General features: G+C 49.7%; 12 protein-coding genes. 1 reads left to right on the forward strand and 11 read right to left on the reverse strand.

Annotation, left to right across the window (positions count from 1 at the left end; all coding sequences use genetic code 11):
• Positions 1-396 precede the first annotated feature (396 nt).
• From ASL14_RS10295 to ASL14_RS10345, 11 genes are all read right to left on the reverse strand, one after another.
• On the reverse strand, positions 397-2,007 hold the full coding sequence (locus ASL14_RS10295; protein WP_134911501.1) for an FAD-dependent oxidoreductase: 1,611 nt from the start codon (positions 2,005-2,007) through the stop codon (positions 397-399).
• A 25-nt stretch (positions 2,008-2,032) separates the two neighbouring features.
• A complete protein-coding gene (locus ASL14_RS10300; RefSeq protein ID WP_134911502.1) occupies positions 2,033-2,968 on the reverse strand; it encodes an ROK family protein in 936 nt (311 codons plus the stop codon).
• Positions 2,969-3,106: 138 nt separating this feature from the next.
• Positions 3,107-3,946 (reverse strand): MurR/RpiR family transcriptional regulator, encoded by an 840-nt coding sequence (locus ASL14_RS10305; RefSeq protein WP_134911503.1) that lies wholly within the window; start codon positions 3,944-3,946, stop codon positions 3,107-3,109.
• Complete coding sequence (locus ASL14_RS10310) at positions 3,924-4,643, reverse strand: N-acetylmannosamine-6-phosphate 2-epimerase (RefSeq protein WP_134911504.1); 720 nt, start codon at positions 4,641-4,643, stop codon at positions 3,924-3,926. The genes ASL14_RS10305 and ASL14_RS10310 overlap by 23 nt, the downstream gene beginning before the upstream one ends.
• Before the next feature lie 5 nt (positions 4,644-4,648).
• Positions 4,649-6,190: a DUF4127 family protein gene (locus ASL14_RS10315; protein ID WP_134911505.1), complete on the reverse strand. Its 1,542-nt coding sequence runs from the start codon at positions 6,188-6,190 to the stop codon at positions 4,649-4,651.
• A 98-nt stretch (positions 6,191-6,288) separates the two neighbouring features.
• Positions 6,289-8,118, reverse strand: coding sequence for a protein O-GlcNAcase (locus ASL14_RS10320; protein WP_134911506.1), 1,830 nt, complete (start codon positions 8,116-8,118; stop codon positions 6,289-6,291).
• A gap of 51 nt (positions 8,119-8,169) precedes the next feature.
• Complete coding sequence (locus tag ASL14_RS10325; RefSeq protein WP_134914504.1) at positions 8,170-9,060, reverse strand: carbohydrate ABC transporter permease; 891 nt, start codon at positions 9,058-9,060, stop codon at positions 8,170-8,172.
• On the reverse strand, positions 9,060-9,941 hold the full coding sequence (locus tag ASL14_RS10330; protein WP_134911507.1) for a carbohydrate ABC transporter permease: 882 nt from the start codon (positions 9,939-9,941) through the stop codon (positions 9,060-9,062). Before ASL14_RS10330 ends, ASL14_RS10325 begins: the two co-directional genes overlap by 1 nt.
• Positions 9,942-10,005: 64 nt before the next feature.
• On the reverse strand, positions 10,006-11,280 hold the full coding sequence (locus tag ASL14_RS10335) for an ABC transporter substrate-binding protein (RefSeq protein WP_134911508.1): 1,275 nt from the start codon (positions 11,278-11,280) through the stop codon (positions 10,006-10,008).
• Positions 11,281-11,464: 184 nt separating this feature from the next.
• A complete protein-coding gene (locus ASL14_RS10340; protein ID WP_044646496.1) occupies positions 11,465-12,028 on the reverse strand; it encodes a DUF420 domain-containing protein in 564 nt (187 codons plus the stop codon).
• Positions 12,029-12,323: 295 nt separating this feature from the next.
• Entirely contained in the window at positions 12,324-12,599 is a 276-nt protein-coding gene (locus tag ASL14_RS10345) for a GNAT family N-acetyltransferase (protein WP_134911509.1), read from the reverse strand.
• Between the two features lie 139 nt (positions 12,600-12,738).
• Here ASL14_RS10345 and ASL14_RS10350 point away from each other — a divergent pair, with 139 nt between their 5' ends.
• Positions 12,739-13,698, forward strand: coding sequence for an ATP-dependent DNA ligase (locus ASL14_RS10350; protein WP_134914506.1), 960 nt, complete (start codon positions 12,739-12,741; stop codon positions 13,696-13,698).
• Positions 13,699-13,772 lie beyond the last annotated feature (74 nt).

A 13,772-nucleotide genomic window follows, 5' to 3' on the forward strand; every position in this document is an offset into this window, starting at 1 on the left:
TGTGCTCATTTTGAAACTGACGAGATAAAATATCTCTTTTGCACTCCGATTTCATACAACCTTGCGGTATGCACCGAAATCTTCGTGGCTGATTTTGCGAACAAAATCATTTACTCACTCGTTGTTCAGTTTTCAAAGATCAAACATTTCTTTTTCGCTGTCTTTTTCAGCAGCTATAATATCATATCATGTTCGTTTCAGAAATGCAAGCTTTATTTTTTCTTCTTTTATAAAGATTATTTTACCCAAGCTTTTCATTTTTGAAACGGCTGTTTTGTTGTCAGCTCAAATAATATATCATATATCCAAGTAACTTAGCAAGTACTTTTTTATTACTTATTAAAATCATCTTTTGGCCTTATCAAAGTCAGCCAAGGGGCAATAGCCCCTCACGTTTTAGCTGGTGACTCCTTCGGGTTCAAATACTTCCGCAGGCCAGTGTAACTCCACACCTTGGCAAAGAAGCCTGCTTTGAAAACGCCCCAGATGCTCTGCCGATTCGCTGACTTCTATCGGGAATACTCCGTTGGAGACACAATAAGCCGCCAGACTACCCGCTGATTCACCTATATTCCACTCCGTGGGGTGCAGCCGATAGCAACCATTTGCGATTTGAGTCATCCCTATATTTTTACAGGCGGGAAGCAGATTACGCACTCTTACCGGAATAAGGGAGCCTAACGGAATTTCATAAGGGTAATTAGGAATGTAAAATGTCCGCTGAGATACAGTGGTCGGATGGAGGTCCAAATGATAGCTGCCTACACCTACGCTGTCCGCGTATCGTTTGGGCCCATCCGTTCCACGAAGCTCACGACTTACATCGAACTCTGATATCGTATACTTCGCTCGAATTCGGCGCGATTCGCGAATATAGGGGGTTTTAGCCAGGCCATCTGAGGTACCAAGGAAATCTCCACGAGGCCGAATGCCCGGATAACCGAATCCTCCATCTAACCGGGGTGCTTCGGTCTGGAGCCAATAGATTAAAGAACGGGTCAATTCACGTGCGCCTTCTCTATGTCTTTCCTGCTCCTGAGCGGTAACACCGATTAACGGACCGAGGTAATAATCATTTTGCGCCCAGTTTAAAAGAGTTACCTCTCCATCATTTAACGGTTTACTCCATATAGAAGGGTCCACAATGCGACGGTAATCCCACAGAGATACAATGCCCTGATCGTTAGGAAACAAAGTGAACTGTTTTAGTTTGCTGGTATCATCCGCATCCGTAGCAAACCAACTCAAAATCGGGAAACGGGAAAAGGAAGGAATATAATTCCTCCAAAAATCATATTGTAGCGGTCGCTCTATAATGAAGCTTCCATGCGGAATGTAATCCACGGCTGCCACATGTGTGATGGATTGCATATCCATAGGGTCAGCGCACTCCAGCGCATGAGGTTCACCTGTATCATCCCGCGACTCCGCTCCACTCGTATGCTCCACCCCCGCCAGCGGAAGAAGATCTCCGCATTCCGTGGCATCCAGATAAAATGTTCCGTGCAGCACCATCACCCCACATCCATCAACAAGGCTATCCGAGGTACGAACAGTTACAGAAGAGATACAGTCCCCATCCGTGTGAGCAGCAATGGGCACGGCATGGTAATATACACGAACACGCCCCGTATTCAAATAGGGAGCAAGCATATCCTCAAGCACCCGCAGAGCAACTCGTGGTTCATGAGCCAGACGGCTTACCCAACCGTTACCGGGATTAAGAATCGGGTCATTTTGGGCTTCTTCCGTTAAAGGATAGTTCTGACGGTAATAGTCACGCACACGATTACGGAACTCACGGTATGTTGCTGTGCAGCCAAACTGTTCGATCCATCGATGCTCATCCGGGGGGACGGCCTGTGAAGTCAACTGTCCTCCCAACCAGTCCGTCTCCTCCGTTACGATGACTCTCATGCCAGCCTTCGCTGCCGCAAGAGCTGCCGATGTTCCTCCCAGACCTCCGCCAATCACTACAATGTCGGTATCAAGCCGATTTTGCGTCATGGTTCGTTCCCCTTTCATGCTTGTTCTAGGAATCTACTAGTTCAAAAGCAAGCCGTCCCGCACCGATGATTCCAGCGCGATTACCCAATAACGCCCGACTTACTTCCGTTTGTACTCCCAGCTGTTGTAGATGCTTTTCTAGCAAGGGCCACCAGACTTCTCCCGCGTCTGCTACCCCTCCGCCTACGATAATAGCCTCGGGATCAAGGATGACCGAGATATTGGCCAGAAGTACGGCTAAATCTGCGGTGTAATCGTCCAGTACCTGAAGCGCCTCCGGGTGACTGTGAGCGGCCTCCTTCATGATCTCGACTCCCGAGCGATACTGTATACCTGTGTATTCTCTGCCCCGGCGTAACAGTGCGCTACCTGATACATACTGCTCGGCGCAGCCCTTTTTTCCACAATTGCAAGGAAGGCCTCTTGGGAATAAAATACTATGCCCCCAATCGCCGCCGCTCCAATGAGCCCCTCGGCACAACAAACCATCTTCCATATATGCGCCACCGACGCCTGTTCCCAAGGTGAGCATGACCAAGCGTCGCTTGCCCCTCCCCGCTCCCTGCCATGCTTCTCCTAGCAAAGCGGCGTTCGCATCATTGTCAGCAACAGCACGTAAGGCGAGATTCTCCCTCGCCCATGTTACCAAGTTTGTACCTTGCCAGCCGGGGAGATTATCCGTGGCATACACGACTTCACCGCTCTCCACGTTTACTCTGCCAGCCGTAGCAATCCCTAGAGCGCCGATGTCGTTATTGCCAATGGTGCTGATGTCTCTCAAGGAGCGTTTCAGTCCTTCCACAGCTTCGGATACCCGTGAGAGTACCCAATCACGCCCGCGAGAAGCATCCGTATCCAGCCGGATTTCATCCAGCACCGCACCATCCCGTGCCACTACGGCTGCCTTCACCGATGTACCTCCAATATCGATCCCTATGACTCTGTTCACAGCATCTGCCACTACAGCGTCCTCCTTGTTGCCAAACGATATCTACAAACACGCTCTTTTACGTAAAGCTTCTATAATAGCAAGTCATATACCACAACAATAACTAACGATAGGACACAGCCTAATAGACCAGTTCTCCGCTTTAAAACCTCAATAGCTTCGTTCAATGACCGCCCTCGCTGTTTTTTCCTTCATCAGTTTGGTATGACTCGTGTACTTGCGAGCAAGTCCTTCGCAGATGAGGTCAATGACGAATAGCTGCGAGATTTTGGCTCCAATCGAACCGCCCTCGATCGGAGCTTCCTTACCTGCGGTGAGCAGCACGATATCCGCAATGGAGGTGATGGGCGATTTTGCATAATTGGTGATCGCGATAATGGTCGCGCCGTTTTGCTTGGCTTTGTGCAGCATGTCGTTCGTATCCAGCGTACTTCCCGAAACACTGATACCAATAGCCACATCTCCGGGCTTCATGGACACCGCCATCATCGACTGAATATGTCCGTCTGCCACGGCTTCGGCACGCCGCCCGATTCGTAAGAAACGGTTTTTGGCATCCTGCGCGGAAATTCCCGAAGCACCTACACCAAAAAATTGAACATAGCCTGCCTGTTCGAGACACGCTATCGCACGCCCAAGCTCTGAACGGTCCAGCAGTCCCATACTAGAGTGCAAAATATCAAGCATATTGTGATACACCATGCGGGTAATATCATGTTCGTTGTCCGGGTCGGTGTTTTCCCCACCCGTATCGGTTTTGCGATAAGTCTGGTTTTGCGCCAGGGACAGTCGGAAATCCTGATAACCTTTAAAACCGATTTTCCGGCAAAAGCGCATGACGGTCGTCTCGCCTGTACCTGCAAAATCAGCTAACTCCGTCACGGAGAAATATATGATATCTGCCGGGCGCTCCAGTACGCATAAAGCGACCTTTTGTTCCGATTTTGTTAATGAAGGAAAGTACGTATTAATTCGGTCGTTCATCTCCATAGATGCATTTCACTGCCTTCCTTGCTGCATCGGCAAACCGCTGCGTAATTAATTGGGGTCTGGTAATCGCCGAGCCTACAACCACTGCATATGCTCCCAGCCGGAATGCTTCCTCCACCTGCGCAGGCTCATGGATTTTGCCCTCCGCAATTAAAGGCACGGGAACCAGCTCCGACGCTCTCCGAACCAACTCCAGATCGGGTCCATCGATCTGAGCAGAGTAGGGCGTATAACCAGATAACGTTGTGGATACGCAGCTTATACCGAGGGAAGCGGCATGAAGCGCCTCCTCCAGTGTGGATATATCCGCCAGGGAAGCCACTCCATGGCCATGGGCGTAATCTATGAGCTGCTTCAGCTTGCATCCCCCTGGGCGCGGACGTGATGTAGCATCCAGGGCGATGATATCCGCGCCCGCGTCCACCAGTTCCTCCATCTCTCGGAGGGTGGGCGTAATATAAATATCGGAATCATCATAATCCCGCTTGATCAGACCAATGACTGGCAGGGAAAGCGCCTGTTTGATCGCACGCACATCTGCTGCGCCATTGGCGCGAATGGCCACGGCTCCGCCCTGCTGAGCGGCGCGTGCCATTTTGACCATGGAATCCGATCCGTGCAGCGGTTCATCGGGTAGCGCCTGACAGGATACGATCAGGCCGTGCTGAACTTTTGATAATACAGCTTCCATTCCCATTGGGATCACCCTCTCTCTTCGGCATGATGCCGTACGGTCAATCCGACTTCAAAGGTGCGGTTCCACGGCATATAGCAATCTGTAATTTCCACGTGGCCCTCCGGCCCGTTTACATATTCGTCGAGCGCCTGCTCCAGTCGTCCGCGAATGACCGCAGCAACCGAACCTCTCTGTCCATCGAGCATAAACTTGCTGAAGCCCAATTGTTCCACAATTCCATTATTCATGGCGGTACGCACCACAGCGCAATAACATGCATCTTCGGCGTAACGCAACGCCAGAAAATCCAGATGCTCTGTTGTAGGCCCGTAGTGGCTATACAGCATAGACTGGGCAATGACGGTTCCCAGCGTATTGGAGCTGGTGTTCCAGCCTGCATAACCTGCCAGCTCAAAAAGCAGCCCTTTTTGCTTCAAAAGTCTAAGCAGCTTAAGATCAGCTCCGTTGGCATAGCCTACATCAGCCACTGCAATGTTTTTACCTGTATGTCGCAGCATATGGGCGCCGTATTCGACCAGCTCCACCACGTTTCGGTATACATCATATCCGGCCATTGCACGCTGTTGAGATGATGCTTCTGCCATCGTGTCTCCGGGCGTGTTAGCCAACAAAATCAAATCAGCCTCTGCCGCTGAAGAAGCGATCAATCCGCCTGCCGCCATAATCTGATATTTTAACGTTTCATAAAAATAACGATCCTCAAAAAGCGGAATCACGAATGCTCCCTGCAAAGCGGACAGCCTTGGATAGACAAGCGGCACAGCATTCTTCGCCTGGTTCACCCACCGCGCCAGCAGCGTACAGCCCACTTCGTCTGCCCCCGGGTACATGTACACACTCAAATCCAGCCCAAGATCGGAAATACGATTTCTTAGCCGCTGCTGATCCTTGGCGGTATAGCCGTAGGGAGCAGAATCATCTTGTGGAATGATCATAAAATCAATGATACCCTGTGCTACCAGCTCCAGTGCGGCTTCATTGGCTTCCAGATTCACACGGCGACGGCCCAGGTAATCCTCCAGTATCTCTACAGGCAGACGTTCGTTGATGTCGGATAATTCAAGAAGCTCCTCTACGGTAGCAATTCCCAGCTCCTGACGATGCTCAATAAAGCCCTTCCTGAATATCTCGCGTCCCCAATCGGCGTAGTAATCCGGTTCTTCGTCAGCCAAAGAATATTGCGGACAACGCATAATCAGTTGAAAAGCATATAAGGTCATCTGCGGATAAAGCCGCTTGAGCCTGCGAAGTCGATTCACCTTGTCACCGACCTGCTCACTTGTCATTCCATGCAGCCGGGACGGTACGATTCCGCCGTACAGCAGCGTATCCATCGCAATAATAGCTCCATCCGCTCTCGCCGCACGTTCTTCTAGCCAAGCCCACAGTTGGGTCGTATCACCGGGGATTTTCTTTTGTCCCATCCATTCCATCGGGGGACGCTCGATTTCCAAATCTGTGCCCTGCGCCAGTAAATGAGGAAATTCATAATTACAAGGTCGTTCATCCAGCGGTACAAAAAGCACACGGGTGTTTGGCTTCACCACACGCATCCACCTCTCCTGAAAATTACCGTTATCCTAACGGCAAATGGTTATTTTCAGGGCAGCTATGCTGCCTTGGTTTCTTGATCATCAGCAAATGCTCACAAGATCAGTCGATACTTGCCTTGTTCATCCTGACCGACGTAGCCCCACCGCTCGGCTGCACGGATCGCCGGATCACTGCCGAGCCGAGCCTCTGTCTCCAGACAGGCAGTGATACAGCGCCGGAGTTCCACCACGACTTCGTCCGTCAGGGGCACAGGCCATTGCCTACCAACCACTTCCTGCGGCGTAATGCTCTCCTCGACCTGCTGCACACCGCTCTGCCGCTCGCTGCTGACCACAGCTTGGCGCAGCGTACGCCACAGATCAGCGTCCAGTTCGGCGCGTTCCAGCCACGGCGCGGCCTGTGCTACGAAGCCTACCGCCAGATCATCGGCGGGTACTTGCCGCAGGACGCTCACGGCTTGGAGCAGCCGCTCAAAGTACATATCCAGCGCCGGGATATCGCGCAATTGCAAAGCAAGGTCCACGTCCTCATACGTGCTGCCGCCCAGTCGGCTGTTCCTGTTTTGACGGCAGAAAAACATCAGTTCCTCCGCGCGCGCTCCCGCTAACTCCCGCACAGCCCAATCCCAAGAAAGTTCCGGCATGTACCGCTCACTGTTCCACATATAGTGGGACATCGTAATGAGCGTCACTTTGGAGCATTCCCACTGATTCATCGGGTTGGCTACCATACCGGTATGTCCGCAGTCTGGAAGCCCGGAATACCGCCCGCGCAGCGGATCGAGGAATAAGCGGTCACGGTCACAATCATTCACCGGGATGTTATCCCACAGCCACAGTTCATGCCCAAAGAACGCATGATTATCGCCAGCGTGCTTCCGACCGATATGCGGAGCAAACACAAAGTATCCGGTCCAGAACACCTTAATCTCCGGGTGCAGCCGCTCACGGAAATCCTTTTTGTATTCGGTATCCCAATACGACCAATATTCCGAAGGACAGACTGTCAGCGTAAATTCAGGTAGCCGCTCTGTCAGCCATGTATGCACCTTGTTCGTCAAAAAGACATGAGCGTGGCCCGAGCGGCCCAGCAATTGTCGATTTTCTCCTTTTAACACATAATCAATATCATCCATTAATATGGAAAAATGGCGCACGCCAATGGCAATCACAGCCGCCAGCTTTTCCGTCAAACTGAGGAAATCTTCATCGCTGCCAAAGCTCAGGTCGTTCCCCGGACTGATGCAGTAATGAAAATCCACCTCATGCTGATCGCAGGTTTCCTTTAAATCGCTAATCTGCGCAAACGTGTCTTCCGGGTACGGCTCCCGCCATAGCTCCCGGTGATACGGGTCATCCTTGGGAGCATACATGAATGTGTTCATCCGATGCGCAGCCATAAAACGGACGGCATCCAGCCGATCCGCCAGGCTCCATGGTTCTCCGTAAAAGCCTTCAATAATCCCTCTGACCGGAAAAGAAGGCTCATCGCGAATAGACACTACTGGCAGTGTGCATCGCTCCTGTTCGACTTGAAGCAGCAAATGCAGGGCATCCATGCCGTACTTAAGCCCTCTTTTATTAGCAGCATGGATTTCAATTCGACCTTCCTTGTGAATCTCCAAACGGTAGCCGTCTGCAACGAGCGCTCCATCGTACTCCAGTACCAGTTGCACGCTTCCCCGTGTTTCGGTCGGTACACCCGGTCCCGGAGGCAAGATCAGCTTGATCGGCCCGTCAGGGTCCAGAACGCCTTCATATTCCTGATTCATCCCAAAGCGGGAGGACAGCTCGCAAATCAAACGCGGTTCGGGTATAACCAGCTTTTCTCCACTGTCATACACGTCACGAAAATAATATTGAATCTCCTGCGTTGTTAGCCCCACACGGGAATTGGGCCGCGTTCCTTTCGCCAGCTCCATCGTAACCGTCTCCCCTTCCATTCACGGATCGTCCGTATCCGATATTTCCGTCTATCCTTTTACTGCACCCGCCAAGCCTTCCATATAATAGCGCTGTGTGAACAGGAACAAGATAATGATCGGCAGTACCGAAATCATCGTGCCCGCTGCAATCCAGCCAAAGTTATAGGCAAATTGACCATTGAGATACGTCAGCGCAGCCGCCAGCGGGTATAACTCCGTGTCGTTCAGAATAACGATAGGCCACAGGAAACTGTTCCAGAACGACATAGCCTCCAGCAAAGAAATGACGGCGAGCGCTGGCTTCACCAGCGGTAGCACCAGCTGCCACCAAATTCGGAATTCCGAAGCGCCGTCCATTTTACCGGAATCACGCACATCGGTAGGAATATGGATAAACGTCTGCCGCATCAGAAAAATGTTGAACACAGAGACAGCTCCAGGCAGCACCACACCCAAATACGTATTGCCCAGATGAAGCCCCTGAATGGTCAGGTAATGTACGATGAACGACGTATATGAAGGAATAATCATGGTGGCAATCAGTAGCGTGAACACCAGATTTTTACCCTTAAAACGAAATACAGCCAAGGGATATCCCGTCAGACTGGCGAGCACCACATTAAAAATAACGCCAAGTGCCGTAATGATCACCGTGTTCAGCATATACTTCGGAAAGTTCATAAACTGCCACACCTGAACATAATTATCAAAATCAATAAAGGTCGGGAAAATGGCGGGCGGCGTGGAGAAAATGTTGCGGCCCGGCATGAGCGATACGCTGAGCAGCCATAGGAACGGTCCCATTAAAAAGAGAGCGAGCAGCACCAGCAGTACATAGATCACCGTCATCCTTAAAACTCGCCCCAGGTTGCGCATGATGCGGCTATTTTCATTTTTCGGAAGGGGCGACTGTAGCATTTTGTCATCCTGTAGATTCATCAATAGGGATTGACACCGCCTTTCCTATTGAATCGGAATACGATAATACTGAGCACCCCAATCACTGCACCGACAATTAAACCAAGCGCCGAAGCATAACCAAAGTTAAACTGCTCCATCCCTTTTTGGAAAATATACAAGCTGGAGGTCAGCGTGGCTGTTCCCGGCCCGCCCTTGGTCAGTACATACACCTCATCGAACACACGAATAGCCGCCATGAGCGATATGAGGGTGCAGAACAGAATATAGGGTCTTAATAACGGGAGGGTAATATGGACGATCAGCCGCCAGCGGCTTGCTCCATCCACTCTGGCGGCTTCGTACAGGTCTTGTGGAATGTTCTGCAAACCAGCCAGATAGAGCATCATATAATACCCGAGTCCCTTCCACATCGTGATGAACATGAGTACATACAAGGCCAAAGAACTGTCCGACAGCCAGTGAATGTCCTTACTGATCAAGCCTGCCTGTATAAGCAAATAGTTCACAACGCTGTTATTGCCAAGCAACCAGCTCCAAATCAAGGCCACGGCTACCATCGAAGTTACAACAGGAATGTAGTAGGTCGTACGAAATATTTTAATTCCGGGTATACGGCTGTTCACCAGCACGGCCATCAGGATGGAGAAAATTTGGAGAAAGGGAACAATGAGCACGTACACTAATGAGTTCCAGATTGAAATGAGAAAATTGCGGTCCTTAAACGCTGCCTCGAAATTATCCAGACCGACATAATGGGTATCCGATATGACGGAGTAATCCGTCAATGCCAGCGGAATGCTGTAAATAATAGGCCAAAATACAAAGACGGCAAGCAATAACAGTCCCGGCGTCATAAAGGCCCAGGCCGTAAAGGATTCCGACCTCAACCATTTGATCATGCTGCATCACCACCCGATTTTGATAAATGAACAGGAGAGTCTTGATATGACTCCCCTGCTGTACCTATTGCTTTAAAATATCATTCACTTCCTGCTCCAAGGTAGTAAGCGTCTGTTTCGTGTCCGTTCCGTTCAATAAAATATTTTGAAAAGCACGCGTGACAGCGCTGTTCACGTCCTTGGCATTAGGCACACCGACCATGTAGTCTGTCGCCTTATCCAAACTTTGCGCGGATACCACTTTCGCTTGTGCTTCCAGCGATTTGTCCGACTGTGTGAAGTACGGATCTTTAATGGAATCCTTCGTGGAAGGCAACGTATTGGCTGCTTTGGAGAAAGCCGTCTGGCTCTCTGCATTCGTCAGGAAAACAGCAAACTTCACCGCTTCATTCACATGTGCAGACTTGGTCGGTACGACCAGATCCATGGAGTTGGATAACCGTACATCGGCTTTACCTGTAGGTACAGGAACGGCGATGGTGTTCTTGTATACGTCCGGCGCAGCCGTTTTGATAAAGTTGATGAACGTCGGGCCTGCCAGCTCGAAAGCAACCTGTTCACCCGCGTAATATTTCACTTGCTGTGAAAAATCAGCGTCCTCTTTGAGCACGACACCATCTTCCATCTGCTTTTTAAGATTATCAATCATGGTGACCGCTTCCGGTGTATTGAACGCCGCTGCTGTCTTTTCTTTATTCAAAATCGGAATCCCGTCTATGGCAAAAAGCTTGGATACAAGCTGCTGCACATAGCCTGCTTTGCCAATTTTTCTATTGATCTGGCGGCCCCACTCAGACAGTTCCGCCCGCGTTTTGGGCGGATGGGCAGGGTCTAATCCGGCAGCCTTTACCAACTTCGTATTCATGTAGAGCACTTCCGTGCCGGTATACCAGGGTAGTGCGTAAGCCTTGCCATTAATAACGGTAGAATTATAAATACCCTCGAAATATGCGGCCTTTTCCTCCGGAGACAAATGCTCATTCATATCCACTACAGCACCCTTGGAGCCCATTTGGCTGGCAAATTCCGTATTGAGATTTACCACATCCGGACTGCTGCCGCTAGCGATACTCGTCAACAGCTTGTTGGTCACTGCGTCATAAGGGTAATCCTTCCAGTCAATTTTGACATTGGGATTCTTCTCCTCATAATCGGCAATCACCCGATTGAAATACGGGGTGAATGTAGGCTGTAGCGCAATGGTCCAAAATTGTAGTGTCACTTTTCCTCCGTTTACGTTGTTCGGGTTTGAGCCTCCGCCGCCGCAACTGCTTAGCAGCACAACCAGCGCGAGCATGGAAACAAGCAATCGTAACCTGCCTTTCGCTTTCTTCGTCACATGGTGACCCCCTTATTCTTAGTTGATTAAGGCAAATTATAGCAGAAATACCGTTAGAGAAGGAACGTTTTTTCAATAAAATAAATTCAGAAGGAATAATTTTTCTTTTATTAGGCATCAAAAAGACGCCTCCGTTAGCAGAGACGTCTTTTTGATCATTGACCTGTTGAAGGTTCAAGTCTATTTAATAATACGGGGCCATGAATACGTACACGAGTACCCCGGTCAAGCTGACATACAACCAGATCGGCATGGTCCAGCGTGCAATTTTACGGTGTTTCGCCACCTGCATCGTCCATCCCCACACAACTGTGAACAGGGCTAGTGGTACGATAATGGCAGCCAGTATGCTGTGTGAAATCAGCAACGTAAAGTAAATCGGCCGAATAATACCCACCCCGCCAAATTTTGCAGTGTCCGGCGAAATATAGTGGAAGGTCAGGTAGGAAAACAAAAATAAAACAGTGCTGGCGAAGGCCAGTAAAACAAATGTTTTATGCACTTTGACGTTCTTCTTGATAATGGCAACCAACGCCGCCACCAGAAAAATAAACGTGAAACTGTTAAAAATCGCATTCAACCTCGGGAAAATGGTGATATCGAAGCTAACACTACCCTGGTATCCAATCGGCGAAAAGAACAGCAGCAAAATAATCACGTTGGCTATGATGGAAACGGTGATAATCAAGGCTGTGAAATTACGTTTGCTCGTTGGAACGTACTGCTTGTCCTCACTCGCTTTATTCATAATGAGCGTCTCCTTCGTTTAAATTCAAACTTTTCGTTTTCGGTTGTGATAATAACCATACTATATTATATAGAACCTGAGGACGGCCTGTGAAGTGACAACAGTATGAACAATTTCACAGCCGAAGATTTGAAAATGTGCTTTAGCATCTTAGAATAACCATTTTCTTAACATATCAATAATAGAATACGGCCATTTCAGGGGCTTTATACACGCAAAAAAACACCGGGAAGGCCTGAATACCTGTCCCGATGTTGTGGTGTTTATGCACTTGTGGCGCGAGCGTTCCCCTTGTTTACTGCTGCCAGACGTCACTATATTCTTGATGACGCTTGAACAGGGCCAGTGCGTACGAGCAAGCGGGAACGACCTTTTTATGCTGATCCCTCGCCATTTGCACGACTTTGTCAATCAGCTCCTTGCCGATCTTTTGCCCCCGCAGCTTTTCGGATACAAATGTATGGTCAATGACCAAGGAATGGTCATCTATGGATTTATAGCCTACTTCCGCAACCACCTGTCCATCATCCACCATGACTACCGCATGGTCCTCCTCGCGAATTTGTCTCATGAAACCGAGCCCCTTTCTGCCGACGATTAGATATCCTTATCATTCCCCGATTTGAGGTCCAACGAAACATCTCATACATAAAAAGAAGCCTGTCGTCGACACTATCCTTATTCCAAAAAGGCGAGGCGAGGTGTTGTATTTGCGTTCGGAGATGAAACCCGTTATCCCGTTTGAACCTGTGCAAAGTGAACAAATCCCTACGGAGGGCCTGTGGCGGTACGAAATAAAATGGGATGGCACGAGAATTTTGACATATCACAATCAGGATAGCACACGTCTGTTTAACCGGAAGCAGCATGAACGAACGCTTTTATATCCTGAACTCGCTTCATTTTCCTCATATTGCCAGGCTGAATCGATAATTCTGGACGGGGAAATGATCGCACTGGGAGCCGATGGGAAGCCCTCGTTCCATGAGATTATGCGACGCGACCTGATTCGTCGAACAGATCGGATTCAAGCGGCTTATGAAGCTGTGCCTGCTACGTACATGCTGTTTGATATCGTGTATCTGAATGGAGAATGGGTTCACCGTAAACCGCTAGCAGAAAGGCTCGAATTATTGCATCAGGTCATCCTGCCGAATGAACGGGTTCAACTGGCGCCTGCACATCCTGATGGACAAGCTCTGTTTCAGGTGATGCGCAGCGAAGGGATGGAAGGTATGGTATGCAAACGTTTGGATAGTCCTTACACATTTGGCGGGAAGGATGGGCGATGGGTCAAGGTCAAGAATTACGGCGATAGCATCGCTGTTATTGGAGGCTACACTTTAAACGGAGGCGTCATCAATGCTGTGTTGCTGGGGCTGTACGACAAGCAAGGAGGGCTGCGCTACATTGGACATGCAGGCACAGGGAAGCTTACGCGAGAGGACTGGCGTCAGCTTACGGAGCGACTGAGACCGCATACCATTTCAGCGCGGCCTTTTGTCAATGAGCCGGAACGTCATCGGGATGCAATATGGGTACAACCTATGTATACCGCCAAGGTTCAATACAGTGAGTGGCGATGGCAGGAAGGGCGTACCCTCCGTCAGCCCTCTATACAGGCTTTTGTAAATCAGGACGCAGGGCAGTGCATTGGACCTTGGTCATGATAAGTTGGGCAAATATATTTTAAAAAAAGCGGAATAAAGTTTGTATAAATCATTGCAACCAGTGGTTAATTAAA

This window comes from Paenibacillus sp. IHB B 3084 (assembly GCF_001447315.1).
Classification (GTDB): Bacteria; Bacillota; Bacilli; order Paenibacillales; family Paenibacillaceae; genus Paenibacillus.

Bases quoted from the DNA above. Each gene is read 5' to 3' on its own strand.
- ASL14_RS10295 (WP_134911501.1), bottom strand. From the start codon at position 2,007: ATGACGCAAAATCGGCTTGATACCGACATTGTAGTGATTGGCGGAGGT.
- ASL14_RS10305 (WP_134911503.1), bottom strand. From the start codon at position 3,946: ATGGAGATGAACGACCGAATTAATACGTACTTTCCTTCATTAACAAAA.
- ASL14_RS10310 (WP_134911504.1), bottom strand. From the start codon at position 4,643: ATGGGAATGGAAGCTGTATTATCAAAAGTTCAGCACGGCCTGATCGTA.
- ASL14_RS10320 (WP_134911506.1), bottom strand. From the start codon at position 8,118: ATGGAGCTGGCGAAAGGAACGCGGCCCAATTCCCGTGTGGGGCTAACA.
- ASL14_RS10325 (WP_134914504.1), bottom strand. From the start codon at position 9,060: ATGAATCTACAGGATGACAAAATGCTACAGTCGCCCCTTCCGAAAAAT.
- ASL14_RS10330 (WP_134911507.1), bottom strand. From the start codon at position 9,941: ATGATCAAATGGTTGAGGTCGGAATCCTTTACGGCCTGGGCCTTTATG.
- ASL14_RS10340 (WP_044646496.1), bottom strand. From the start codon at position 12,028: ATGAATAAAGCGAGTGAGGACAAGCAGTACGTTCCAACGAGCAAACGT.
- ASL14_RS10345 (WP_134911509.1), bottom strand. From the start codon at position 12,599: ATGAGACAAATTCGCGAGGAGGACCATGCGGTAGTCATGGTGGATGAT.